The sequence below is a fragment of the Solitalea koreensis genome, from assembly GCF_900182575.1.
GTDB classification, from domain to species: Bacteria; Bacteroidota; Bacteroidia; order Sphingobacteriales; family Sphingobacteriaceae; genus Solitalea; species Solitalea koreensis.
Genome location: NZ_FXSZ01000015.1, coordinates 1 through 26,007, shown reverse-complemented (window position 1 = coordinate 26,007; position 26,007 = coordinate 1). Strand labels below are relative to the sequence as shown.

The window sequence follows — 26,007 nt, the reverse complement described above, 5'->3', positions numbered from 1 at the left end:
TCCTTTAAACCTATAATTAATCTACCATTGCAACTGAGCGGTGAATAAAGTTGCTCAGGGCTTCACCTTTCAGCATTCCTTGGGCTAAAAGTGCCAGATCATAAGCTTGGCGAGCTACTGTTTCTTGCTTATCTTCATCAGCTTGAAGTAACTTACTAATAAGTGGATGATTACCATTTACCATAACTTTCTCTGCTCCAAAACCATTGAATCCAAACATACCGTTGTTTCCACCTTGCAATTCAGCCATTTCCTGCATACGACGCATAAATTCAGGGCGAACAATCATAACTGGAAGTTCATCTCCGCTTAATGCTGTAATTTCAAGATCAAGTTGCTCGTTCTTCACTGCTTTTTTGAAGATTTCAGAAACCTTAGTCTTTTGATCATCTGTCAAAATCGTTTCTACCTTCTCATCTTTCTCCACGAGTTTATCAACCGTATCAGCATCCACACGTTTCATGCGAACTTTTTCAAGTTTGTACTCTACATTGCTGATGAAATGATTGTCGATAATTGAATCCATCTGCAATACATCGAATCCACGGTTCTTTGCAGCGCGGATAAACATATTTTGTTCATCAGGTTTTGAGGTGTAAATAAAGGTTGAATTTCCGTCTTTATCTACCTGATTGAGCTGAATTTTCTCTTTGTATTCATCTAAGGTAAATAATGCTCCTTCAATGTTTTTATACAAACAATATTTTTGAGCTTTCTCGAAGAACTTTTCATCCGAAACCATTCCGTATTTGATAAACAGTCCGATACTCTCCCATTTTTCTTCAAATGTTTTACGATCCGTTTTGAACAATTCGTCCAAACGATCTGAAACCTTACGGGTAATGTAGTTGCTGATTTTCTTTACGTTGCTGTCTGATTGTAAGTAAGAACGAGATACGTTTAACGGAATATCAGGAGAGTCAATAACACCATGCATCAAGCGTAAAAACTCAGGAACGATATCTTCAACGTTATCGGTAATAAATACCTGGCGAGAGAACAGCTGGATTTTATCCTTGTGTAAAGTGATGTCATTTTTCACTTTCGGGAAGTATAAAATACCGGTAAGGTTAAACGGATAATCAACGTTTAAATGGATCCAAAATAACGGATCTTCTGCCATTGGATATAGCTCGCGATAAAAGTTAAGATAATCTTCATCTTTTAAGGTTTGCGGATCACGTGCATATAAAGGCTGAACAGCATTTACAACATGATCTTTTTCAATCGTTTTTTCTTCTTCACCTTCTTTTACTTTCTCAGAGTCTTTACCGAAAATAATCGATACCGGCATGAAACGGCAATAACGTTTCAAGATATTTCCAATACGGAAATCTTCTAAAAACTCTTCTGAATCGGCATTTATGTAAAGAACTATATCCGTACCACGAGTGGTTTTATCAGCAGGTTCGATGCTAAATTCAGTACTGCCATCGCAACTCCAAACTACAGCAGGCTCATCTTTGTATGATTTAGTAACAATCTCTACTTTTTCAGCAACCATGAAGGCTGAGTAAAAGCCTAAACCGAACTTACCAATGATGCTCGTCGTATCGATATCTTTAAATTTCTCAACAAACTCCGTAGCGCCGGAAAAAGCAACCTGATTGATATATTTCTGAACTTCTTCTTCTGTCATTCCGACACCGCTATCAGAAATAGTCAGCGTTTTTTTCTCTTTATCTAGGCTGATACGAATACTTAAATCGCCAAGTTCTCCTTTAAATTCACCGATCCCTGCTAGTTTCTGCAATTTCTGAGTAGCATCAGTAGCGTTTGCCACTAATTCACGCAGAAAAATATCATGATCAGAGTATAGGAATTTTTTAATGATTGGGAAGATGTTTTCGGTATTTACTGAAATTGATCCTTTAACTGACATATAATGAATATTAAGTTATTACGAATGAACAAATATTTTATGCTGTTTATCAAGGAACATACCAAATGAAAACAGAATGAAATTTTGTCAGGTTTAGTTTGACATTAAGAAAAAAGGAAACAACACGATGTCATTTCCTTGTGCATATTTGGCTATGAAAAATTTTAAGCAAGCGTCAATTCGGGATGATAGGCCGAACCTTGTTTAACACCCTTACGTTCCAGATAATTTTCAAAATAACTTTGAATCTCACTTTTCTTCATTCCCCAATTTGGTGCGATTAACAATTCCTGATCAGAAATACCAAACAAACGCTGAACTACAATATCAGGACGAAGACGTGGTAAAAACAGACAAAGGAACTCTGCGTATTCATCAATAGTAAATAGTTTAAACGGCTCACGTTTGTATTTCACGCCCATTATTGAACCTTCAACAATGTATAAATGATGAAGTTTCACAAATTTGATTTGCGGAAAACGATTGATCTCATCGGCATACGCCAGCATCATTTCAGTAGTTTCGCCCGGAAGGCCAAAGATAGAATGTACGCAAAGATCGAATTTGGCATCCTTTGTTTCCGTCAATACTTTTACCAATTCAGCATGGCTACATCCTCTGTTTAACTGAGCTAATGTATCTTCATAAATTGATTCCATACCGATCTCCAAATCCACATCGAAACGATCGGAATAGCTTTCAATAAGCGCGATCTTTTCGGCATCTAAACAGTCGGCACGCGTACCAATGGATAAACCAACAATATCTTCAGTATTATAAGACAAAGCCTCGTCATACATCATTTTCAGATAATGAGTCGGAGCATAGGTATTGGTATTAGGCTGGAAATAAATGATGAATTTATCGGCTTTGTACATTTTACGTGTGCGCGCCATGCTTTCAAGCACCTGCTCACGAATGGTTGGCATTTCGCGCGCTAGTTGTGGCGTAAAGGAATCAACATTACAATACGTACAGCCTCCGTAACCCTTACTTCCATCACGATTTGGACAAGTAAAACCACCGTCCACAATCACCTTGAACACTCGTTGTCCGTTGTACTTTTCACGCAACCACGGGCCGTAATTATTATATGTTTTAAAATTTGAAGTCACTGACATAGAACCGCAAAGGTACAATATTAGTTTAAAGTGGTAAGTTTTAAGTAATAAGTTTGGATTGGCGGGATGCAAGTTACATGTTTATGAGGAAATATTGAGGTTCCATTTCCCATCGTCTATCCTAATTCCCACATTCTATCACTCTTTCATTCTTTCTTTCCATCATTCTATCATTTACTTCGACGGTACTTCATTTCTAAAAAAACGCATCACATTTACAAACAAGCGATTCATAAAGCCTTCTACCGCCACCGTTTTACCTTCAATCATGGAATGGAAACCAAATTCGGCCACTTCCCAATCTTTAGGCAGTTTTCTTTTCCTTAACATTTTTTTCACCTCTTGTTCAGCAATCGCCTCCAGGCCGCACTGACTCGGATCAGGGCAAAGCGCTGTTACCGTAACGCCCGTATCTTTAAGTTCATTGGCGATCGATTCTGAAAACGATAACACGAATGCTTTGGTGGCATGAAAAACCGCCGATTGCGGACCAGGTTGAAAAGCCGCCGTAGAAGCCACATTTAAGATTCGGCCTTTGCCCCTTACGACCATTGCGCTGAGAAACAATTTTGTAAAATGAACCAGATTCACCACATTTAAGTTGATCATTTCTTTTTCACGCTGCCAATCGGTCTCATGAAAATTTCCATAGTCGCCAAAGCCGGCGGTGTTGATCAAATAATCTATCTTAATACCATCCTTCACAACGTCATTATAAACAACGAAAGCTAAATTTTGATGGGTAAGATCGAGGGGAATAAATTTAACGTATGTTCCGTAGCGCTCGTAAAGCATAATGGCAATTTCAAGCAACACCTCTTCCCGGCCCCCAACCAAAACTAAATCAACCTTATTACGAGCCATAATTCTTGCAAACTGATAACCAATGCCGGTAGTAGCACCGGTTATCAGTGCGGTTCGCTTATTCATACTTGAGCGTTTAAGAGCGTATAAATAGCAGAAAGCTATCTCTTAAGTTACGAAAATTATTTACAACTAACTGATAATCAACAGTAAAACAGAATGATCAATTATAAAAGACAGGTATTTGATTGCTTTGAACGAATCAGGATTAGAATAACAAGTTCTTGCTGGCTAAGAGAATTATTAACAGATTTTTCTAAACAAACTTCCTAATGTTCATCATTAAGCCTAAATGAAGCCCTTCGCGGTAATTATTAAATGCTATCGCATCAGTTATTGATCCCTCCAGTACTTAATGTACGCTCTGTATAGGTGATAAACTTCCCGCTGGCGAAATCCGTTTCCATTTTTTCAATTAGAGAAATTAACAAGAGGCCAACATTTTAGGTACTGAGGCTAAAATTTTAGGGCACATAGGGTAAATTTTAGAGCACTGAGGTTAAAATTTTAGAGTACGTGGGTTAAAATTTAGGTTCACGACCAAAAAGATTAGGCTCCAAAGTTAATGCATTAGGTTCCTGAGCAAACTCTTTAGGCTCCCGACTTAACACATTACGATCCAAAGCTAATTCCTTAGGTATTTATGACCTAATGCATTAGGCTCCAATGCTAATTCTTTAGGCTCATGCCCTAATTCATTAGGTTTCAAATCACCACTATCTACAAGCAAAAAATACCTAAATTTGCTCGCGATCAATAGAACCAGTAATGAATCCCGTAGAAGTTTATAAACCTAAAAACAAGATCCGTTTTGTTACAGCAGCAGCGTTGTTTGATGGACATGATGCCTCGATTAATATCATGCGTCGTATTCTTCAGTCATCAGGCGCTGAAGTGATTCACCTTGGCCACAACCGTTCGGTTGATGAGGTGGTAAATTGTGCTATTCAAGAAGACGTTCAAGGTATTGCCATGACCAGCTACCAAGGAGGCCATGTGGAATATTTTAAATACATGCGTGATTTACTCAACGAACGTGGAGCATCACACATTAAAGTATTCGGCGGTGGCGGTGGTGTAATTCTTCCTGAAGAAATCGAGGAATTACATCAATATGGTATCAATCGTATTTTTTCTCCGGATGATGGCCGCACGATGGGCTTGCAAGGCATGATCAACTTTTTAATGAAAGAATGTGATTTTCCGGTAAAAACAAATGTAAACGGTGAATTAAAAGGAATAAAAATTAAAGAAGCAACCAAAATTGCCAATGCCATTTCCGTTGCCGAAAACTTCCCTGAAGAAGCTGAACAGTTTCTGAAAGAAGTAAAAAAATTAATCTCAGATAAAAAAATTCCTGTTTTAGGGATCACTGGAACAGGTGGCGCGGGTAAATCATCGTTAGTAGATGAATTAGTTCGTCGCTATCTATTGGAGACGGATAAAACCATCGCCATTATTTCGGTCGACCCATCGAAACGTAAAACCGGTGGAGCTTTGCTTGGCGACCGTATCCGTATGAACGCCATCAATGATCCTCGCGTTTACATGCGTTCATTGGCAACTCGTCAGGCTAATCTGGCGCTATCAAAATATGTACAAGAAGCGGTTGATATCTGCAAAGCAGCTGCCTATGATTTGATCATTGTTGAAACTTCGGGTATCGGACAATCAGATACTGAAATCACTGAACATTGTGATGTTTCATTATATGTAATGACTCCTGAGTTTGGTGCAGCTACCCAGTTGGAAAAAATCGATATGCTCGATTTCGCCGACTTAGTAGCGATCAACAAATTCGATAAACGTGGCGCTTTGGATGCGGTTCGTGATGTAAAGAAACAATACAAACGCAACCATAACCTTTGGGAGGCAGCTGATGACAACCTGCCTATTTACGGCACCATTGCATCACAGTTCAACGACCCTGGAATGAACAATTTGTTCGTAGCCCTGATGAGCAAAATCAAAGAAAAAACCGGTATTGATTTTCAGGCTCACTATGAACTTACTCCAGAGGTGTCAGAAAAGGTATTCATTATTCCTCCTGATCGTACCCGTTACCTGGCCGAAATTGTTGAAGCCAGCCAGGAGTATAATCAATGGGTGAACAAACAATGCGACATCGCTCAGAAAATGTTCCAATTAAAGGGTACCATTGATCTGCTTGAACAAAACACAGGCAATGAATCAACCGTTGAACAATTAAAAGTCCTTTACACCAAACTAGAAGAAGATCTTGCTGGTGAATGTAAACGCTTATTGCGTGAATGGCCTGAAACCGTTCGCAAGTTCAAAGAAGATTTCTTTGTGTACAAAGTGCGTGACAAAGAGATTAAGCAATCACTGTACTATGAATCGCTCTCGAAATTAAAAATCCCTAAAATTGCTTTACCTAAATATGAAGCTTGGGGCGATATTCTTCGCTGGTTATTAACTGAAAACCTGCCAGGTGAATTCCCTTACGCCGCCGGAGTGTTTCCGCTTAAACGTGAAGGGGAAGATCCTACCCGTATGTTTGCCGGTGAAGGGGGACCGGAGCGGACCAACAAACGTTTCCACTATGTTTCATTGGGTCAGCCTGCGCATCGTTTATCGACCGCGTTTGACTCTGTGACTTTATACGGTGAAGATCCGCATATTCGTCCTGACATTTACGGCAAAATCGGAAACTCAGGTGTATCAATTGCCACGCTTGATGATTGCAAAAAACTGTATTCAGGCTTCGATCTCTGCAATTCTTCAACCTCGGTTTCAATGACTATTAACGGACCCGCACCGATGTTGTTGGGCTTTTTCATGAATGCAGCCATTGATCAGCAATGCGAAAAGTACATTCATCATCACGGAATGGTGAAAGAGGTAAAAGCTAAAATCGAAGAGATTTATAAGCAAAAAGGTGTTGAACGCCCTACTTACAACGGCGATCTTCCGGAAGGTAACAACGGATTAGGCTTGATGCTTTTGGGCGTTACCGGCGATGAGGTTTTACCTGCCGATGTGTATGAGAAAATCAGAGCACATGCTGTATCAACCGTTCGAGGTACCGTTCAAGCCGATATTTTAAAAGAAGATCAGGCTCAAAACACCTGTATTTTCTCTACTGAATTTGCACTTAGAATGATGGGCGATATTCAGCAGTATTTTATCTCGGAGAAGGTTCGTAATTTCTATTCGGTATCTATTTCGGGCTATCACATAGCTGAAGCCGGAGCTAACCCAATTTCACAATTGGCCTTTACGCTCGCTAATGGGTTTACTTTTGTTGAATACTACCTAAGCCGCGGAATGAACATTGATGATTTCGCACCGAACTTATCGTTCTTCTTCTCCAATGGTATCGATCCCGAGTATTCAGTAATCGGACGTGTGGCCAGAAGAATCTGGGCAAAAGCGATCAAAAATAAGTACAAAGGAAATGATCGTTCTCAGAAACTAAAATATCATATCCAAACATCGGGTCGCTCATTGCATGCACAGGAAATCGATTTCAACGATATCCGAACTACATTGCAAGCTTTGTATGCCATTTACGACAACTGTAATTCACTGCATACCAATGCTTATGACGAAGCCATCACCACTCCTACCGAAGAATCGGTTCGTCGTGCAATGGCTATTCAGTTAATCATTAACCGTGAGTTGGGTCTGGCGAAAAATGAAAATCCTTTACAGGGTTCATTCATCATCGAAGAGTTAACAGACTTAGTAGAAGAAGCAGTATTAACTGAATTTAAGCGTATCAATGATCGTGGTGGTGTGTTAGGTGCAATGGAAACCATGTATCAACGCAGTAAGATTCAGGAAGAATCATTGTACTACGAAACCTTGAAACATAACGGTGATTACCCAATTATTGGTGTGAATACGTTCTTAAACAGTAAAGGTTCACCAACGGTTGTACCTTCTGAAGTAATTCGTGCGACTGAAGATGAGAAGCAATATCAAATCTCAACGGTTCATGCGTTCCAGAAACGTAATGAAGATAAAGCCGAACGCTTATTGAAAGAACTGCAACAAGCTGCTATCCATAATGAAAATATCTTTACTAAACTGATGGATGTAACCAAGTACTGCTCACTAGGACAAATCTCGAATGCGCTTTACAAAGTAGGTGGCCAGTACCGTAGGAATATGTAATTTTTTAGAATTGAGATAGGTGTATTGCGATATACGATCTGATATAAAAAACGCCTTGCTGAAAAGCAGGGCGTTTTTTTATATCTATCAACTATATTTATTCAATTAGCTTTTGACATAGTTGCAGGAACTGAACTCATGGTAACCAAATATTTCAAAATTGACTCTTGAGTTTTTGCATCAATTGCTACACCCCCCGCTTTACGGTTCGCTCTTTTCACCATATTTGGCACGATAGTGTTCCATTGTGCTTCAGTTTTTGAAGAAGCACTTTTTAACGCGTGGCAACTGCCACAATAGTTTTCATTTGCTGTTTTACCGGCAGTAAACTCAGCAGCAGTATAGCCTGGATATTTCAATGCTCCCCTGGCCACATCTGCATTAATACTATTTGTTGAAACTTTAGAAGTGCCGCAAGCCACCAACGCAATTGCACTTAAAATCAGTAAACTCTTTTTCATTATTATTTTATTGTTTAAGTTGAATTCTGTTAACCTTGACATAGGAGTTGAAACACTAAATTAATATTTTGCACTTATTATAAAACACAGAAACAACTTTGTTACTTACTCATTTTTCTGGTAATGAAGACAAACAACGCCACTTGGAAACACCATACTCGATTCCAATTTCAGTTGTATTTTTTCTTTTACTCCCTTGAACAAAGAAATACCTTCTCCAAGTATAATCGGATTTACAAATAACCAATAATCGTCAATTAAATTTCCCCGCATTAAGGCATGAGCAACAGATGGGCTACCAAACATTAAAATGTCTTTTCCATCGTTCTTTTTTAGCTGAGCTATCTTATCTTCAATATCATTGCTAATAACCGTAATATTATTCAACTCTGCATCTATCATTGTTTTGGATACAATTACTTTCTCAACCTTGTTGTACCATTGGGAATGTTCAATATCATGCTTAGTTGCATTAGATTGTTCTCCTGCTGCTGGCCAATAACTTTCCATCATTTGATAAGTTATGCGTCCGTACAATGCGGTATCTGCCTCATTTGTTCGTTTACCAGCATAGTCAAACATTTCATCATCAATCTTAATCCAGTCCATTTCGCCCTTAGGGCCTGCAACAAAACCATCTAAGGTGGTGTGCATAAATAAAACAAGTTTTTTCATGATGTATATGGTTATATCCTATCCAATTAATAAAAAAGACTGTCTCAAAAGCGCTTTCCCCTGCCACCTTGAACCAGTCAAAAGGTCTGTAACATTATGAAACAGATATTTCGACTCTGCAACATGTCAAAACAGGTTAGTTCGTCTTTTAAGACAGCCTCTAAGTACTTTTAGATAAAAAAATGAAAAGTTAAATACTGCCCTGGTTTACTCTTTCGCTTATCATCAATGGTTAGTTTTTATGCTATATCCATATGTTAATGTGTCCGATTTTGTATCACTTAATTTTTGTCTCAATTCGGTTTGTTCATATTGAGCATAATGAAATGCATCAGGGTTTTCAACTTTTTGAGTCCAGGCATAGGCAATTACTGCAAATACCATCCAAGCCATTAAATAATAAAATCTTTTTTCCAGAAACATTGTTTTTTTTTCAAATCCCTCAAAACTATTCGCTTGCAATCTGAGAGATTCAAAGCTATAATAGACGTTTTAAAACTCGGAAACACTTACTTTTTTGTCAGTTTTTTTTCAGAATGTAATTAACTATTAATGTTTTAGAAAAACAAATAGATGGCAAAAAATATTATTAATTGGTTTCGGTGTACTCTTTAAAATTGTTTAGAATAGCTTGCCATCCATCACGTTGCATTTCAATAGAATTAACCTCTTCAGCCTCAAAACTTTCCACCACCTTGGTTTCATTGCCATTACCGGTGAACTTAATTTCAACTTTCCTTCCATCGGCCATAGCGTAAGCAATAAGTTCATTTGTTTTTACGTCGCTATAAACACCTTCAAAGTCAAAACCGAAACTACCATCCTTAGCTTCCATTCTGGAGAGAAATTTTCCTGCTGGCCGCAAATCATTTTCTGCTTTGGTTGTATGCCAATCGTTACTTGCCTGATTCCATTTCGTAATGTGTTCAGGAGAGGTCCATACTTCCCATACTTTTTCTACCGGAGCATTTACAATAGCTTGAATTGTGATTGTTGTTTTATTTGTTTTTTCCATTGCTGATGTTTTTTGATAAAAACAAATTTAATAGAATGACAGAACATTCATTATAGCAGCAGGTCACACAAAGATGATTTACAAAATTTGCATTGGCAAACCGAGCATATCACTGAATTTATCATTAAATTCAATCAAATGCTTCTTCTATGAAAATCATCACAAAACCAGTGGCATTTCTAGTTGCCGCCTTAACAGGATTTATCATTTCCTGTTCCAACCAGCCCTCTAAAACAAAAGATTCAGCTAATGAATTGGCCTACTTTTTACCTGTAGATACAGGTGTACAAACGGGTGGCGTGAAAATAATCCCGATAGAAACCCCAAAAGGAAAATTTAACATCTGGACCAAAACCATTGGGAATAATCCCCATATAAAAGTTTTGTTGCTTAACGGAGGACCAGGTGCTACACACGAATACTTTGAATGTTTCGAAAGCTTCTTCCCGGCAGAAGGCATTGAATTCATTTATTATGATCAATTAGGCTGCGGAAACTCCGACAATCCAAAGGATACTTCCATGTGGGATTTACCCCGTTATGTTGAAGAAGTGGAACAAGTAAGAACTGCCTTAAACCTGAATAAGGATGATTTTTACCTGCTGGGTCATTCATGGGGTGGCATTCTGGCTATGGAATATGCACTGAAATATCAGCAAAATTTGAAAGGGCTCATCATTTCGAATATGATGTCGAGCTGCCCTGATTATGGCAAGTATGCAGAAGATGTATTAGCCAAACAAATGGACCCAAAAGTATTGGATTCAATCAGAGCAATAGAAGCAAAAGGTGATTTCGAAAACCCGAAATACATGGAGCTGTTGATTCCGTTTTTTTATGCCAAGCACATTTGCCGCATACCGGTAGCAGACTGGCCCGAACCCATGAATCGTTCGTTCGGCAAGATAAACCAGTCGTTATATGTGACCATGCAAGGGCCCAGTGAATTCGGGCTTGGAGGAAAATTAAAGAATTGGGATCGTAAGGCTGATTTAAAAACATTAAGAGTTCCAACGCTAGTCATTGGCTCCACTTATGACACCATGGATCCGAAACACATGCAATGGATGTCTACCCAGGTGCAAAATGGCAGCTTTTTACTATGTCCCAACGGCGCCCACATGAGCATGTACGACGATCAGAAAACGTACATGAAAGGGGTTATCAAGTTCATTAAAGCATTAGAAGAAGGAAAGAAAAAGGTGGAATAATGAATTTAGAGAGGGTGGAAAATGAAGCCTATTCTTGTTTTAGTCTTTGTGCAAACTACTTTGCACCATAGGCTTAATTTCATTCGTTTTATCGACTATTTCTCGTATAACGGCATCAAGTTCATTTGAGGCTATTTTAAGTTGTGGGATCAATTCAATATTCAATGGATCTGCCGGATCATCTTTGTTAATTAGGTTGATCAATCCAAGAACATTTGATACGGGCCTGCGTACGATATGCGACTGAAGGAAGGCAATGTCTCTTAATTTTTCATTTTGCAGTTTTAAAAGATCTTCAGCCCTTTTACGCTGGGTGATATCATGCACAGTACCCTCAATTGCTTTTGGTTTGCAATTATTTTCATACAGAACATGGCTGGAGATAATTGCATTGATTACATTACCATTTTTAGCCAGCAAGGATACCTCGTCATTAAGAACCTTTCCACTCTCCTTTAACTGTGTAATAAAATCTCTCCTTTTTTTAGGTTCGAGATAAAATACATGTACATTTTTACCAATCACTTCCGACGGCTCATAACCTAAACGTTGCTGTATAGAAGGACTGACTAAAATAATTTTACCTTTTATGTCCGTTTGGTAGTAGATATCCTGAAATGATTCAAAAATTAAGCGATACTTTTCTTCCGATTGTTTTCGTAAAGCAAGCTCTTGCTCAGAAGCATTCAACGCTTTACTCAATCTGTTAACCGACAAATTTTCTATATAGCATAGAAAAAAAATATTGCATATAATATAGATCCAATACATAAATGGTGATTTGCTGAGTGGTTCTGTAACGGGTAGTAGGTGAGCATGATCGGCAACTACCAGGGCCAATGCACAAAGAGCAGAAATTATACCGAATAGCCATACTTCCCTTCTTCCGACTGTTAAACCGGAAAGTAAAACTACTATAGGCAAAAGCCTCATCCCATGGCTCTTAATCCCTCCTCCTGACCAGGAAAATCCAAAAATCATAACTAAAAAAAAGGTGATGTACAGAATGGCTATGGTTCGAATATTTCCCTTTTGCATTGAATAAAGCAGGGCAAGCGATACAAACCATACAAGGGAAGTCATTACAAGGAATCGAGGCAAATATTCCGGTTGTCTGGACAGCGCAATAGAATCGGCAATGGTTATAATCAGGAGAAAGCCCCAAATAACTTTAAAAAGAATATACGCTTTGCTATTCAAGTCAGCACTTTGAAGCTTTGGCGGTGAAAACAGTTGAAACATGACTATAAGAGTTGAATTGCTAATTTAATCGACCTTTAGATACTGTGTATTAATACTAATTCAACATTTCTCAAATCTCCTACTATAAAAATGAATTAATCCTTTGCCAACCCTGATTCAACCTTTGGTCTAATTTCATCCGTTTTTTTGACTATTTCTCGTATAATGGCATCAAGCTCATTCGTTGCAGTTTCAAGCTGTGGAATCAATTCAATATTCAATGGATCAGCAGGGTCATCCATGTTAAGCAGGTTGACTAATCTCTGCACATTTGACGCGGGCCTCCGTACGATATGCAATTGTAGGAAAGCGATATCTCTCAGTTCTTTATTTTGCAGTTTTAAAAGTTCTTCAGCTCTTTTTCGCTGGGTGATATCATGTACCGTGCCCTCAATTGCTTTGGGTTTACCGCCGTTTTCATAAAGAACCTGGCTTGATACAAGGGTATTGATCACTGTGCCATCTTTAGACAATAGGTTTAACTCGTAATTAAGAAATGTCCCATTCTTCATTAGTAAACGCTTAAAGTCATTTTTGTTCTGTTCAAGGTAAAATTCATTTACATTTTTGCCGATCACTTCGGATGGATCATATCCTAAACGTTGTTGTACGGAAGGAGTAACTAAAATGACTTTGCCTTGCATATCCGTTTGATAGTAGATATCCTGGAATGATTCAAATATCAGGCGATACTTTTCTTCTGATTGTTTTCGTAAGGCAAGCTCTTGCACAGAAGTATCCAACGCTTTACTCAATCTGCTAACAGACAGATTTTCGATATAACAAAGCAACAAAATATTGGTAATTAAATAGATCCAATACGTCATTGCAGAATCACCGATGGGTTCGGTCACGGGTAGCAGCTGAGCATTAGCGGCAAAAACCAGAACCAATCCTCCAAGAGCTGCCAAAATACCGAATAACCAGATTTCTTTCCTACCTACTGTTAAACTAGAAAGTAAAACTGCAACAGCCAAAAACCTGATCCCATGCCCTTTAATCCCTCCTCCTGTCCAGGAAGAAATTAAAAACATAGCCAGTATATAGATGATAAAACAAATGGCAATGGTCCGGATACTTACCTTCCTCATTGAATAAAGCAAGGCAATGCATACAAGCCAGTTGATGGCAACTCTTGACATGTAACGAGGCCAAAATTCCGGTTGTCTGAACATTGCAATAACAAAAGTTATTGTAATGACCAGTAAATACCCCCAGATAACTTTAAACAGAACTGAAGCTTTGTCATTCAATTCAGCACTTTGAAATTTGGGCGGTGAAAATGGTTGAGGCATTACTTCAAAAGTTATTGTGCTAATTTAGTCACTTTATGAATAGGATTGTTTACAAAATAAATGGCCGAAATAAGCTTTTCTCTTTAAGTAAGTTTTTATGGAACTCATTTTCCGGTCAGCAAATTTCAACCTTATCCTTGCCTCCTTACCATTTCATTAATCCAAATCGGAGCGAATGGCGATGTACAGCCTTTAGAAAAAGAATAATCACGATAGATGTCTAACTTCTCACCTATAGCAAATAAATACCAATCACCAGTACCAGCATGCAAATGATGGTTAGCACAATTAACAGCGGCGTAATAAACTTAATCCAGGTTTTAAGGCTGATGTTTACCATTGCCAACGAAGGCAATATCAGTCCGGTAGGAGCCAAAAACGACATCAGGCCCATGCCGTACATGTATGAGTTTACAATTTCCCTTCCCGGCAGGTTCACTAAAATAGACAGTGCACCGATAATCGGCATCGTTAATACGGCCATACCTGAAGAGGATTGAATGAAAATTGAAAAGACTACATAAAACAGCAGCAACAACAAGATAAAAAATATAGGCTGTATGCCATTCACCAAATTTGCTGTGTAATATAAAACCGAGTCACTAACATGCCCGTCGTTTAATACGATGGTAACGCCTCTTGCTACACCAATGATGAATGCAACCGATAATAAACTTTCTGCCCCTTTTATAAATTCCCGAACGAATACTTTTTCATTGATGCGCGTTATAACGGCTATCAGGACGGATGAACCCAGAAACAGTGCGGACATTTCGGTTGTCCACCAATCCAAAAACACCACGCCGGCAATCATGCTAAGGAAGGTCGCGATATAGATGAACAGTAACAGCTTTGTTTTCCATTCCAATGTGGGCAAGTTATTTTCATCACTGATATGTACTTCATATAATGGTTTTACGTGGCCATCAATTTTATAGACCAACGAAGCCGTGGGATCTTTTTTTATTTTGGCTGCATAGCGTAAAATGTACCAAATCAATAAAGCCGTAAGAATTACCCATAACAGTAATCTTTCCTGTAATCCATCCATCCAGTTTATACCGGCAGCGTTAGAAGCAATGATGGTTGAAAATGGATTGGAGAAAGCAGGTATTACACCTAAAGAGGTACCACCAAAAATAATGGCCAAGGGGATAAGTAAGTCGTAACCGGCGGCAAGAAACAAGGGTACTAGGATAGGATAAAACACCAGGGCTTCCTCTGCCATTCCGTATGATCCGGCCAAGAATGAAAATATACTCGTAAGTATAATGATCAACCAATATTCACGTCCTTTCATGGCATGGGCCAGCCAGGTAATACCCTTTACCATGGCACCGGTTTCGTTGAACACATACATAAAACCACCAATGATGAGCACGAAGAGAATAATATCAATGCTGTCGACAATTCCTTTTACAGGTGCCTGTAATACGCTGATGAAGCCCTGCCCGTTTCTCTGCTGTTTGGTAAATGTGCCCGGTACCGATATGGGTTTGCGGATATCACCATGAATGAATTTCTCAATCTTTATCTGGATACCCAGGCTGTCTAATGTTTTCTGCGATAGCGGAAGATTTATTTCACTGCTATCGGTGGTCATCTCGAAATTTTTACCATTTACAGATAGCTTATTGTACTGACCAGCCGGTAAGAGCCAGGTGCATAAAGCAGCAAGGATAATAACCATCATTAAAATGGGAATAGGCCCCGGGAAGGATCTCTTTTTTGACATGTTTCTATTTTAATTCTTTTTTGTGTTAATGTTTTTAATCTGCCTTTATTTTAAATAAAAAATCCTTGAAAATTCTCAGGAAAAATTTCCAAGGGCTTTTTTGAGCAGGCTTGTGCGCCCTTGGCTCTATTAAAACTTCCGAAAGGATGTCTTAATAGTTCTTATAAAACAGAGGTCTCCGACCTGGATAAAATGGCCACCAGGTTTCAAGCGGCCAGACAGCCTCTCTGTACGCTCCAACCCCTTCAAAATTTAGTTCAGCTTTAACTGGTCTTGGGAAATTTGATAGATTTGTCAGCCAACCTTTATCTTGTTCTTTACTAATTTCTCTTACTCTTGTTACGTTGTCCCATTTTTTTTTCAGCAGGAGCATTATGTCAATGTAGGTATATGTCGTTAAGCACCAATGTACAAGGGGTAACAACAATGCATAAATTGTCGGAATTAGATGATTTTTAATATTTTAACAATTTTCTGTTTTTCCATTGCCAAATAAACGCAATCCATTGCCTCCATCTCCCAAATATAAAAATTGACACTCCCCTATTCGCATAAGGTTTTCCACATAGTGCTTACCAATTAAGTATATGCCCATTTGAGCACTAAAACTTTTTAATTACACATGTTTCTTTCATATTCCGGCTATATCATCTTTTAAATCTGTACTTGAGGAGAGAACAAATTTTTCAAGCTTGTCTTGTTAATGTAAGATTTCATCATTTTCAATGAATTAAAATGAGATATGCCTAGATTTGTAATCTAAATCAATTAAACTCAATTATTCAAACATTTAATATTCATGTAAATGGTGAAAAAATTTGCTTTCAATGGAAAAACTGCGCTCTCTCTATTATTATCAGCTTTTTCAGTGTTCATTTGTCTTCAGGTATCTGCCCAGACGAGTAAACCCAAAGCAATAAAAACCATCATAATTGATCCAGGCCATGGTTATCCAACCTTAAATGCGCATGGAAAGTACAGCTATGAATCCGACCTTACCTTAAGTTTTGGACAAGCTCTGGCAAAAAAATTAAGAGATTCCATACCCGACTGCAAGGTATTGTTAACACGAAACGACAGGAATGATGCCGGAGGATTCAGTAGTGCGCGCGACGCCAACCGTTATCGTGCAAAATTTGCCAATGAAAATCATGGCGATCTGTTTATAAGCATCCATTGTAACTGGGCTCCTGGGCAAAAGAGTTCTCAAATTGTAAGTTACAAAACCACCACTTATTATACAGGAAAAGGAAGCGGAAGAAAAAAGCACACTAAAAAAGTACCTGTTTATCGTACTTATAGCAGCCCAAGTAATACAAATGGCGTAGAAACCTTTGTTTGGGCCGTTAATAAAAATGATTCGAAAGTACAGTTTGTGCAGACCAGTTCCGATGACTCATTGGAACTAACTGGAGAAGGCGGCAATAATGGCTCAGCTGATGACGTCTTTGACTCGCCTGAAGCCAAAATCATGGCCTCTTTAGTTACCAGAAAATATTTTGATCAGAGCCTGATGCTTGCAGATTTAGTTCAGAACCAATTTGTGAAGCAAGGGCGTGTAAACCGTGGAGTAAAGCAGCGAAACAATGAAGGGATTTGGGTGTTGCAAGCCACCGCAATGCCAAGTATCCTGGTAGAAACCGGTTTCATCTCCAACATGGAGGAGGAAGATTACATGAATAGTGAAAAGGGAAAGAATGAGATCGCTTCGGCCATCTTCAATGCAATAATGGCTTATAAAAAAAATGTAGAGTCAGGCCTTACTTACAATTACGTTCACACTATCGATTAACTCCCTTAAAAGCGAAAGTTTTAACCTAAAACTTTAATCAACCAAAAAGCCGCTGAAAATTGTATATTCAATGCTCAGCGGCTTTTTAATATCATAGGGATTCTGCAGGAATTTCATCCGGGTCAACTTTCGTCTTTGAAAATACTAACATTGGTAACTGATTTAACTTAGTGAATCCCGGAGGGATGGCATGTTTATAGAAAATCAGTACAACAACTAAAATTTCGTCCCTATGGATTTATAGTAGTTTATGTCATTGGTAGACATGAGGAATCTTTAAGTTCAATACATTTAGGCTTAGATGTTTCGTTCCTAAAAGATGACACAAGTAGCACAACGATTTCAAAAGCAAAGCCCTAATACCGAATGGCATTAGGGCTTTTACTTTTGAAAAAATTCATGAGGTTAGTATCCAAAGATTTCTTCTAAACTTAAGGTTTTCAGGTCTCCGATGTTCTTTAAATCTTCCATATTAACCTTTTTATCAGAAGCCATAATGCAATAGGTGTATGGCTTATTGGCTAGTTCTTGTTGATGGAATTTTGTAATATCATCAAGGCTGATTTTATCTAATGCTTCATATTCTTTTTTACGAGGATCGTAATTCAGGCCTTTCTTTTGAACATTCAAGTAAGCGAAAATAACTCCATCCTGCGTAATACGTGAGGTTTCGATGTTATTTTTCTCACCCACTTTAGCTACTTCAAAGGATTTGTTTACCTGCGGTAAGGTATTCAACAACTCGTTCATACCTTTAATCGCCTCTTTCATTTTATCAGCCTGGCAACCCACATAAGCCGAAATGGTATAAGGCTCTTCTTTCTTAGAAGGGGTACGATAGCTGGCATAAGTTGAATAAGCTAATGCTTTTGATTCACGAATAGTTTGGAAAACAATTGAACCCATTCCTCCTCCAAAATAATCATTGAACAAATCAATCATCGGTTGCTTTTCTGCATTGAAGAGTGAAGTGTTACGCACCCAGTTAATTTCTGATTGAACCATATCATAATTAGCAAACAACACTTGATTTGCAGTTTGAGATGTGCGATTAAACTTAACGGCTGCCGGGCAATCTTTGAATGTTGCAGGCATTTTATGTAAACCAGCTAAGGTGGTTGTAAATTTCGATAATGACTCAGGTCCGAAGTAAATTATGGTATGCTTATAATTCATCAAATTATGCAATAGATCAACCAATTGCTCAGCAGTAATATTGGCAATCTCTTGATCAGTCAGGCTATAATTAAATGGATTTTTAGCACCATAAACAGCATAGCTTGTAAGCCCTTTCATGATAGCGCCCTTGTTTGATTTGGCGTCGCTACGTGATTTCATTATACGATTTTTAAATGCTGCAAGTGCTGCATCATTCGCTTTACAATTGTTGATGATCTCCTCAAACATTGTTACCGCTTTCGTAAAATTCTCTTGCAAACCAGTAATGGTTACCATACTCTCATCGCTTCCGGCTGCTAAATTAAAGTTGCTCGCAATGCTATAGTACGCTTTACTAATTTGCTCAGGAGTGTATTTTTCAGTTCCTAAAAACGACAGGTACGAAAATGCAAATGGCAACAATTTGTTATTCCAGCTACCCATATCAAACTTATAATACACACGGTATAACTGGTTATCTTTATTTTGAGTGTACAATACGCTTGCATTTCCAATTTTACCGTGCTGAATGTCTTTGTTAAAATCCATCCATTGAGGCTTAACAGGCGTTGAAGGCATGTTTTTAATCATCGTTACAAAAGCCGATTGTTTACCTGCATTGGTTTCAACAGGAGTAATAGGTGGCTTCTCAACTTTCAAACTGTTTTTATCTTCACCTTTACGTTTATAAAGTATTAAGTAGTTATTCTTAAAGAAGGTATTGGCAAAATCAACCACTTGTTTTTTGGTAATTTTAGCCTCGTCATCTAACCACGAAACACTCTTATCCCATCCTTCTCCTTTGTTTTGGATAAAGCAGGTCATTAAAGCTTGAGCCCTGTTATCATTTCCTTCAAGACCTTGTATTTCTCCAAGCTTACTGTTCGCCACTACAGCTTCAAGCAATGATTCATCAAAATCACCTTTTTTCAGTTTTTCGATCTGCTCCATTAACAGATCTTTCACCTCTTCTAAAGACTGACCTTGTTTTGGACTTCCTGTAAGACAGAAAGCGCCATAGTCTTTGAATTGATTAAGTCCAGCACCTGCACTTTGCAACTTTTGTTGCTTATTCAAATTAAGGTCTAATAAACCAGCTTTCCCGTTACTCAAAATCGTGGAAATCAAATCGATCATTAATACATCATGCGTACCTTCAGCAGGGGTTCTGTAGCAAATGCGCATACTTTCAGCACTAGGACCGTAAATATCGTGAATAATCGGAGCTGAAATTGGTTGTTCAGGAGCCGGTTTGTATTCTTGAACCGGTTTGGCTTGCATATAAGCAAATTGCTTATCGATCTCCTTCACTGCTTCATCCGGATTGAAATCACCTGAAAGAATAATAGCCATATTGTTCGGTACATAGTACGTGTTGTAGAACTGACGAATGGCTTTTATTGAAGGATTTTTCAGGTGCTCAATGGTACCAATAGTAGTTTGCTGACCATAGTTATGGGTCGGGAAAAGATAATAATTTGTGGCTTCATACATTTTCTTACCATCATTATCCAAACCACGATTTTTCTCTTCATAAACAGCTTCCAGCTCGGTGTGGAAAATACGGAAAACAGGATAACGGAAACGTTCGGCTTGTATCAGCAAATACTTATTTAAAGAACTAGCCGGAACATCTTCTTCATACACGGTTTCTTCAACCGAGGTATGCGCATTAGTTCCTTGTGAGCCTATAGATGACATTAATTTATCATATTCATTAGCAATGGCATATTTAGATGCTTCGCCTGAAACCTTATCTATTTCCTTGTAAATTTCTTTACGTTTAGCAACATCAGTAGTAGAATTGTATACTTCATACAAATCTTCAATTTTATCCAATAATGGTTTTTCTTTAGCCCAGTCTAAAGAACCATACTTGTCTGTACCTTTAAATAATAAATGTTCGAGGTAATGCGCCAAACCAGTATGATCTTTTGGATCGTTATTACTACCTGCTCTTACAGCAATTTTTGCAGTAACGCGAGGGTCTTTGTGGTTAACACTTAAAATAACACGCATTCCATTTTTCAAGGTGTAAAAACGTGTTTGCATAGGATCATTGGTTACATACTTATAGGTGTAACCAGCTGCTGAAGCCTGTTTCCATTCATATTTACTTTGAGAGTAAGTAAATTGATACGAAAAGACAAATGCTACCAGGAGTAGTAATGATTTTATTTTCATACTATTTGTAAAAATTGAATAAAGATTAAAATTCAAAAATATACTTAGTAATCATTAATTAGTATATTATTTTGGTTACAATAGAAGAAACGATATAAAATACTTCACAATTTTTCTTTCTAAGGCAGCAGCTTAGGAATATTTCGTAGTCAGTATAACTAACAAATCCGGGCTTAATTCCCTGATTTTCAACAACACAATAGAAAGTATTATCTATTCTAAAACTGATAAACAGCCGCCAGCAAGAAATTAGTGTCGTGATTTTTAACTCCGCCCTCAAGGTTAGAAAAAATCGGTTTGTTGGCATATTCATAACGCATTTCGGGAACGATGGTAAGCGCACTCAATTTAAAATTAAGGGATAAGGTATTGGACAACACGCTTCCACCAGAAGCAGTATTACTAAATACATTTAACCGTTCACTGTCATTGAAGTATTCAGTTCTTAGAGTTGCACCCCACAATTTAGCTGCGTCATAATTTACATACAAGGCCGTTCCCCACCACTTCTTTGTATCCTCCACATCGTATTTCGAATTACTAACCGTAGCATTCAGTCCGAGAGAAAAATGATCGTTAACCTTTTGAGTCATCACCACATCCAATTGAGATACTTTGAGCGAATCGTCCTTTTGTTTTCCGGCTAGCAGATTAAAATACGATTTGAAATTACCATTCCCAGTGGTGTAGCTGTATTGCCCGATAAAATACTTGGTACTGGTACTCAAAGCCGATTTCAAGTCAGTAGGGTTAGTTAGGCCGACCATAAATGCATGCTGCCCAAATGCAAAATCGGCTTTTAAACCCGTATGAAAAAACGGTCCGTAGGAAAACATATACGACATGCTGTAATTACGATTTAAGTAAGGATCAACCAATTCATAGCCTACATGCGTACCCCAGCTCCCCATTGATAATTTTAGAAACGAAGCAGGCGAATAGGTTAAATACAATTGCTTGATCATGATCTGACTTTTGTTATCGTTATAGGTAAATTGCTCTACCCTTTTTCCAAATCCGATATCACCAACAAAACTTACTTTATTCCCTTGATGTTCTACTTTTCCGGAAACCATTCCGAGTTCGAAAGAGCTATGCGACTTAGTAAAGCTGGTATATGTATTGGCAGGATTTTTAAGCATATCATATTTTACATAGACATCAGCCGAACCCGAAAACTTTAAAGCCGTCTTTTTATTTGCATTATCATCAGTTTGCGCCAAAGCTGTTCCATAACAAACCAAGGCTGCTATTATTGTAGCAGAAATTTTTCGTATCATTGTTTTGTAACTTATGTTTGTTCAGGTACGTCAGAGCACTATGTTCCAGATAGTGTACATCTCCGACGTACCTTTTTTATATTCTCATAGAAAAATAATCTTGTTACATTTTTTAATTAGAGCGATACGCTAGAGGGAGCTTTTGTTGCAACCAAACTTCCGTTGTAATCAACCAATAAGGTACCTTGAAGATATTGTTCACCGTGTTGGGTTTCGTCCAAACCGGTTTCTTCTTCTCCATTTGATACTCTGATTGGATTTAATACATTAAGAAGTTTAAAAATTCCGAATGCCACAGTAAAGCTGTAGGCAACTACAATAAGAAGACCTTTTAGCTGGGCGATAAACAGGGTGGTTTCACCGTACCATAATCCAATTCCACCAGCACCATTAACAGTTTTGGTAGCAAATACGCCGGTTAAAATCATACCTACTATTCCTCCCAAACCATGACAAGCAAAAACATCCAATGTATCATCAACGCCAGCTTTATCTTTCCAGTGAACAGCGATGTTAGAGATAATAGCAGCTGTAAATCCGATAAATGCACTTTGAGGAATGGCTACAAAACCTGCCGCCGGTGTAATTGCTACTAAACCCACGACAGCACCTATACAGAAACCTAACACGCTCGGCTTCTTACCTCGTGCATAATCAAATAACATCCATGCTAAACCAGCCACGGCGGCTGCTGTATTCGTAGTTGCAAAAGCTGAAACGGCTAAATCATTTGCTGCTAAAGCAGAACCCGCATTGAAACCAAACCATCCGAACCATAACAATCCTGTTCCAAGCAATACATATGGAACATTGGCTGGTTGTACAGCAGATGATCTTCTCTTTTTTAATACAATAGCCCCGGCTAATGCAGCACATCCGGCAGAGATATGTACAACTGTACCTCCTGCAAAATCGAGCACACCCATTTTAAATAGTAAGCCATCTGGATGCCAGGTCCAATGAGCTATTGGTGCATACACTAAAAGTCCAAATAATACAATGAATAATAAGTAAGAAGTGAATTTAATACGTTCAGCTACAGCGCCAACTACCAAGGCTGGAGTAATAATAGCAAACTTCATTTGAAAGAGTGCGAACAGTAACAATGGAATAGTGGGAGCTAAGTTCCATGGATTTGAGCTATTTACATCCTTAAAAAAGAAATGAGAAGCAGGGTTTCCTACAAACCCACTTATTGATGGACCGAATGACAATCCAAAACCAACAACAACCCATAAGAAACTAATAACACCAGTAGCTACAAAACTTTTTATCATGGTGCTGATTACATTTTTACGATTTACCATTCCTCCATAAAAGAAAGAAAGTCCAGGTGTCATCAGAAAAACTAAGGCGGACGCAACAGTAACCCAAGCAATATCTGCACTGTTATACTTTGAAGTGTCCGAAAAATTAGGCAATGAAGGAATAAAAATTGAAAAAATAGCCGCGAAAGCCAAAACCGCGAATGGAATCACTCGACTTAGTGTAAATGTTTTCATATTATAAAAATTAAAAGGTTGAAAAAATGTTTTTCATTCATTTATTTTATAAAAAAAGACAAATTGTTTTATAAAAACAAATAACATGCCAACCAAATTAAAATAAATAATATAAAATACACAACAAACAAGCAATTAATATCAATAATTAGCCATTTTAACAAACAAACAAGACACATAACAAGTATAAAATCATAAAAAAATATATTTTTTACACAAAATATTCTAATTTAAACCAAAATTATACGAAATAGATATCAAAAAACAGATATAAAATCATTTTAACTACACTTCAATACCTAATTAGACTACAAATATCATCTTCATCTATAGATCAAATAACATTCACCCATGTTTTTAAATAGAATGCTATAAAAAGAGCACGTAAAGGAGATTGCAAATTAGTTATTAACCAATGGTAATTATTTTAAATTATTACTACAGATATTTTTTAATTATAGATTATATTACTAACTTCAAACTACAACACAACCAAACCAACCAACTATGAATATCATTAAAGAACTATTAACAAAGGGGGCTCTACGTTCAAATAGAAGAAGAGGTAGCAAAACGCCTGAAAGGAAAGGCTTCGGTCTTGTTAAATTAATCGAAAACGGTGAACTTACACCCGACAACCTACCCGACGAAATACAATACATGGTAGGTATTAAAAGAGATGTTATTCCTCTTGATCTGGAAGAACTCAGAAAACATCTTTCTAACCTGGTTGCACAACCCAATTTAGTAGAGGGCTTTGATTTTAAATATGTGGCCAAAATTTGCAACCAACGCATCTATTTAATAATTGAAAATCAAGAACGGAAATATGTTGTAACCTCATTCGGACATAAGGAAACCGTTCATACGATCCAATCATGCTATATTTTCAGAATTAATTATATAAAACACCAGTTTGAGTTATATTCAACTCCATACCATTCAGCCGAAACCAAGCTTGCACAAAAGAATTTCTGCTCAACTTTCTTCGACTATCTTAATACAAAAAGAAATACAATAGAAGCTGTGGCTTAAAACAAAGAGGATATAAAACAAAAAACCCGCACTAATAACTAATAGGTACGGGTTTTTTATTTTATGTTCGATAAACGACTTAGGCATTTATCCAGCTAAACTTATATTCTAAAGTTGGGCTTTTCATACGCTCAGCAACACGATTTAAACGATCAGGCAAAGCCATCAAATAATCGCGAGCTTTTTCTCCTGCCTCATTAAGGTTCTGCAATTGATCGATTTTCCAATCATCAATTAAATCACGTAATATATCTGTATAATCATTCGCTGTATACACCCCTAAACGTTGTGCGGCATCGGTGAAATGACCGAAAGTTTGACCAATTTTCAATCCCATTTCACGCAAAAAGTGAGCCGGCATTACAATTTTCTTACGCATCATATCTTCAAATGCCAGTAACATTTCATTTGGATCAACTTCAAGAATCTTTTCAACAAATGCTTTATATGCGCGTGCATGACGAGCTTCGTCCGCAGCGATATGTCCACACATTTTAGCCAACAAGGTATCACCTTCTTTTTTAGCAAATTGAGCTACACGGCGATGAGATAAATTGGTGGCTGTTTCCTGAAAACTAGTGTAAATAAAATTGCGATAGGGGTCTTTACCTGTGCCAATATCAAAACCATCAGCAATGAGATATTGTGTTGAAATTTCCATTTTACGCATATCAACACGACCTGACAAATACAAATATTTATTTAATGCATCACCGTGGCGATTTTCTTCTCCAGTCCATGCACGTACCCATCTACTCCAGGGCCCATTATAATCATCAGAAACATTCTCCAAACTTGATAACCATGATTCATAAGTTGGCAATGCTTCTTCTGTAATGGTATCCCCTATTAAAACAGCGACTAAATCATATGAAAGTTCTTTGGCGCTACTTTGCAGCTCTTTAACTTCTTTAAAGAAGTTATCGCCGGTTGCATCAGGCAATAGATCAGCTGGTTGCCAAATTTTATCGACAGGGGTTAAAAACTCACTGAGTGCTTCTTCGATATACGACTCAATATGCCTCATAACCTCAAGCCTCGATAGTGATAATACACTCATGGTTGGATTAATTAATTTTCAGTTAAATATATTTATAGTATTTAAATACAAACAGCTAAGTTACTTAATTCAAAATCGGCTAAAGAATTTATTTTAAAAATGGATAATAAGTTTAACCGGGATACAGTATAATGTTTAGATAGGTACAAAAATAACTTATACTTCAATAACTTATACTTCGTTATCCATTATAGAAAACTGAGTATCCTGATACTTTTAAATGGAACGGCCTTAAACAAAAGAACCCCTTGAACAAGGTTCAAGGGGTTCGAATAAAGATCGGCACCGACCTACTCTCCCACGTTTTACCGCAGTACCATCGGCGCTGTTGGGCTTAACTGCTCTGTTCGGAATG

General features: G+C 37.8%; 19 protein-coding genes and 1 rRNA gene. 4 read left to right on the top strand and 16 right to left on the bottom strand.

The features are described from left to right. Nucleotides 1–16 precede the first annotated feature (16 nt). The 3 genes from htpG to FN756_RS13995 form a co-directional block, all read right to left on the bottom strand. Entirely contained in the window at nt 17–1,882 is a 1,866-nt protein-coding gene (htpG, locus tag FN756_RS14005) for a molecular chaperone HtpG (protein WP_142604743.1), read from the bottom strand. A gap of 164 nt (nt 1,883–2,046) precedes the next feature. Beyond that, on the bottom strand, nt 2,047–3,003 hold the full coding sequence (locus tag FN756_RS14000) for a TIGR01212 family radical SAM protein (protein WP_142604742.1): 957 nt from the start codon (nt 3,001–3,003) through the stop codon (nt 2,047–2,049). A gap of 174 nt (nt 3,004–3,177) precedes the next feature. Then, the gene (locus tag FN756_RS13995; protein WP_142604741.1) at nt 3,178–3,933 is read right to left on the bottom strand and encodes an SDR family NAD(P)-dependent oxidoreductase; all 756 of its coding nucleotides are present in this window, start codon (nt 3,931–3,933) and stop codon (nt 3,178–3,180) included. Between the two features lie 702 nt (nt 3,934–4,635). Between FN756_RS13995 and FN756_RS13990 the strand changes: the two genes are divergently transcribed. Beyond that, a complete protein-coding gene (locus FN756_RS13990; protein WP_142604740.1) occupies nt 4,636–8,007 on the top strand; it encodes a methylmalonyl-CoA mutase family protein in 3,372 nt (1,123 codons plus the stop codon). A gap of 101 nt (nt 8,008–8,108) precedes the next feature. Here FN756_RS13990 and FN756_RS13985 read toward each other — a convergent pair whose 3' ends face one another. From FN756_RS13985 to FN756_RS13970, 4 genes are all read right to left on the bottom strand, one after another. Beyond that, nucleotides 8,109–8,468, bottom strand: coding sequence for a hypothetical protein (locus FN756_RS13985; protein WP_142604739.1), 360 nt, complete (start codon nt 8,466–8,468; stop codon nt 8,109–8,111). Nucleotides 8,469–8,573: 105 nt separating this feature from the next. Then, the gene (locus FN756_RS13980; protein ID WP_142604738.1) at nt 8,574–9,143 is read right to left on the bottom strand and encodes a dihydrofolate reductase family protein; all 570 of its coding nucleotides are present in this window, start codon (nt 9,141–9,143) and stop codon (nt 8,574–8,576) included. A gap of 225 nt (nt 9,144–9,368) precedes the next feature. After that, nucleotides 9,369–9,566 carry a hypothetical protein gene (locus tag FN756_RS13975; RefSeq protein ID WP_142604737.1) on the bottom strand — a complete coding sequence of 66 codons (198 nt, stop codon included), beginning with the start codon at nt 9,564–9,566 and terminating at the stop codon, nt 9,369–9,371. Between the two features lie 166 nt (nt 9,567–9,732). Beyond that, nucleotides 9,733–10,158 carry an SRPBCC family protein gene (locus FN756_RS13970; RefSeq protein WP_142604736.1) on the bottom strand — a complete coding sequence of 142 codons (426 nt, stop codon included), beginning with the start codon at nt 10,156–10,158 and terminating at the stop codon, nt 9,733–9,735. Between the two features lie 149 nt (nt 10,159–10,307). Here FN756_RS13970 and FN756_RS13965 point away from each other — a divergent pair, with 149 nt between their 5' ends. Then, nucleotides 10,308–11,369: a proline iminopeptidase-family hydrolase gene (locus FN756_RS13965; RefSeq protein WP_142604735.1), complete on the top strand. Its 1,062-nt coding sequence runs from the start codon at nt 10,308–10,310 to the stop codon at nt 11,367–11,369. A 39-nt stretch (nt 11,370–11,408) separates the two neighbouring features. On the opposite strand, the gene FN756_RS13960 is transcribed toward FN756_RS13965, so the two are convergent. The 4 genes from FN756_RS13960 to FN756_RS13940 form a co-directional block, all read right to left on the bottom strand. Further along, nucleotides 11,409–12,611 (bottom strand): PAS domain-containing protein, encoded by a 1,203-nt coding sequence (locus FN756_RS13960; protein ID WP_142604734.1) that lies wholly within the window; start codon nt 12,609–12,611, stop codon nt 11,409–11,411. A gap of 95 nt (nt 12,612–12,706) precedes the next feature. Further along, nucleotides 12,707–13,906 carry a PAS domain-containing protein gene (locus tag FN756_RS13955; protein WP_142604733.1) on the bottom strand — a complete coding sequence of 400 codons (1,200 nt, stop codon included), beginning with the start codon at nt 13,904–13,906 and terminating at the stop codon, nt 12,707–12,709. A 232-nt stretch (nt 13,907–14,138) separates the two neighbouring features. After that, complete coding sequence (locus tag FN756_RS13945) at nt 14,139–15,641, bottom strand: YfcC family protein (protein WP_142604732.1); 1,503 nt, start codon at nt 15,639–15,641, stop codon at nt 14,139–14,141. Between the two features lie 151 nt (nt 15,642–15,792). Beyond that, nucleotides 15,793–16,014: a hypothetical protein gene (locus FN756_RS13940; RefSeq protein ID WP_185955300.1), complete on the bottom strand. Its 222-nt coding sequence runs from the start codon at nt 16,012–16,014 to the stop codon at nt 15,793–15,795. Between the two features lie 432 nt (nt 16,015–16,446). On the opposite strand from FN756_RS13940, the gene FN756_RS13935 reads away from it, so the two are divergent. Continuing rightward, the gene (locus FN756_RS13935) at nt 16,447–17,433 is read left to right on the top strand and encodes an N-acetylmuramoyl-L-alanine amidase family protein (RefSeq protein WP_142604730.1); all 987 of its coding nucleotides are present in this window, start codon (nt 16,447–16,449) and stop codon (nt 17,431–17,433) included. Nucleotides 17,434–17,838: 405 nt separating this feature from the next. Here the strand turns inward: FN756_RS13935 and FN756_RS13930 are convergent, their stop codons facing one another. The 3 genes from FN756_RS13930 to FN756_RS13920 all read right to left on the bottom strand — a co-directional run bounded on the left by FN756_RS13930 (nt 17,839) and on the right by FN756_RS13920 (nt 23,557). After that, nucleotides 17,839–20,775: a M16 family metallopeptidase gene (locus tag FN756_RS13930; protein ID WP_142604729.1), complete on the bottom strand. Its 2,937-nt coding sequence runs from the start codon at nt 20,773–20,775 to the stop codon at nt 17,839–17,841. Nucleotides 20,776–20,993: 218 nt separating this feature from the next. Beyond that, entirely contained in the window at nt 20,994–22,055 is a 1,062-nt protein-coding gene (locus FN756_RS13925) for an outer membrane beta-barrel protein (protein WP_142604728.1), read from the bottom strand. 116 nt (nt 22,056–22,171) lie between these two features. After that, a complete protein-coding gene (locus tag FN756_RS13920) occupies nt 22,172–23,557 on the bottom strand; it encodes an ammonium transporter (protein ID WP_142604727.1) in 1,386 nt (461 codons plus the stop codon). A 507-nt stretch (nt 23,558–24,064) separates the two neighbouring features. Here FN756_RS13920 and FN756_RS13915 point away from each other — a divergent pair. Further along, nucleotides 24,065–24,592 (top strand): hypothetical protein, encoded by a 528-nt coding sequence (locus tag FN756_RS13915; protein ID WP_142604726.1) that lies wholly within the window; start codon nt 24,065–24,067, stop codon nt 24,590–24,592. A gap of 79 nt (nt 24,593–24,671) precedes the next feature. Here FN756_RS13915 and FN756_RS13910 read toward each other — a convergent pair whose 3' ends face one another. Further along, nucleotides 24,672–25,652, bottom strand: coding sequence for an acyl-ACP desaturase (locus FN756_RS13910; protein ID WP_142604725.1), 981 nt, complete (start codon nt 25,650–25,652; stop codon nt 24,672–24,674). A gap of 277 nt (nt 25,653–25,929) precedes the next feature. After that, nucleotides 25,930–26,007 (bottom strand): 5S ribosomal RNA (gene rrf / locus FN756_RS14815); the annotation flags it as partial.

Excerpts from the sequence above, each read along its gene's own strand:
- htpG (WP_142604743.1), bottom strand. The coding sequence starts at position 1,882 with ATGTCAGTTAAAGGATCAATTTCAGTAAATACCGAAAACATCTTCCCA.
- FN756_RS14000 (WP_142604742.1), bottom strand. The coding sequence starts at position 3,003 with ATGTCAGTGACTTCAAATTTTAAAACATATAATAATTACGGCCCGTGG.
- FN756_RS13995 (WP_142604741.1), bottom strand. The coding sequence starts at position 3,933 with ATGAATAAGCGAACCGCACTGATAACCGGTGCTACTACCGGCATTGGT.
- FN756_RS13990 (WP_142604740.1), top strand. The coding sequence starts at position 4,636 with ATGAATCCCGTAGAAGTTTATAAACCTAAAAACAAGATCCGTTTTGTT.
- FN756_RS13985 (WP_142604739.1), bottom strand. The coding sequence starts at position 8,468 with ATGAAAAAGAGTTTACTGATTTTAAGTGCAATTGCGTTGGTGGCTTGC.
- FN756_RS13980 (WP_142604738.1), bottom strand. The coding sequence starts at position 9,143 with ATGAAAAAACTTGTTTTATTTATGCACACCACCTTAGATGGTTTTGTT.
- FN756_RS13975 (WP_142604737.1), bottom strand. The coding sequence starts at position 9,566 with ATGTTTCTGGAAAAAAGATTTTATTATTTAATGGCTTGGATGGTATTT.
- FN756_RS13970 (WP_142604736.1), bottom strand. The coding sequence starts at position 10,158 with ATGGAAAAAACAAATAAAACAACAATCACAATTCAAGCTATTGTAAAT.
- FN756_RS13965 (WP_142604735.1), top strand. The coding sequence starts at position 10,308 with ATGAAAATCATCACAAAACCAGTGGCATTTCTAGTTGCCGCCTTAACA.
- FN756_RS13960 (WP_142604734.1), bottom strand. The coding sequence starts at position 12,611 with ATGTTTCAACTGTTTTCACCGCCAAAGCTTCAAAGTGCTGACTTGAAT.
- FN756_RS13955 (WP_142604733.1), bottom strand. The coding sequence starts at position 13,906 with ATGCCTCAACCATTTTCACCGCCCAAATTTCAAAGTGCTGAATTGAAT.
- FN756_RS13945 (WP_142604732.1), bottom strand. The coding sequence starts at position 15,641 with ATGTCAAAAAAGAGATCCTTCCCGGGGCCTATTCCCATTTTAATGATG.
- FN756_RS13940 (WP_185955300.1), bottom strand. The coding sequence starts at position 16,014 with ATGCTCCTGCTGAAAAAAAAATGGGACAACGTAACAAGAGTAAGAGAA.
- FN756_RS13935 (WP_142604730.1), top strand. The coding sequence starts at position 16,447 with ATGGTGAAAAAATTTGCTTTCAATGGAAAAACTGCGCTCTCTCTATTA.
- FN756_RS13930 (WP_142604729.1), bottom strand. The coding sequence starts at position 20,775 with ATGAAAATAAAATCATTACTACTCCTGGTAGCATTTGTCTTTTCGTAT.
- FN756_RS13925 (WP_142604728.1), bottom strand. The coding sequence starts at position 22,055 with ATGATACGAAAAATTTCTGCTACAATAATAGCAGCCTTGGTTTGTTAT.
- FN756_RS13920 (WP_142604727.1), bottom strand. The coding sequence starts at position 23,557 with ATGAAAACATTTACACTAAGTCGAGTGATTCCATTCGCGGTTTTGGCT.
- FN756_RS13915 (WP_142604726.1), top strand. The coding sequence starts at position 24,065 with ATGAATATCATTAAAGAACTATTAACAAAGGGGGCTCTACGTTCAAAT.
- FN756_RS13910 (WP_142604725.1), bottom strand. The coding sequence starts at position 25,652 with ATGAGTGTATTATCACTATCGAGGCTTGAGGTTATGAGGCATATTGAG.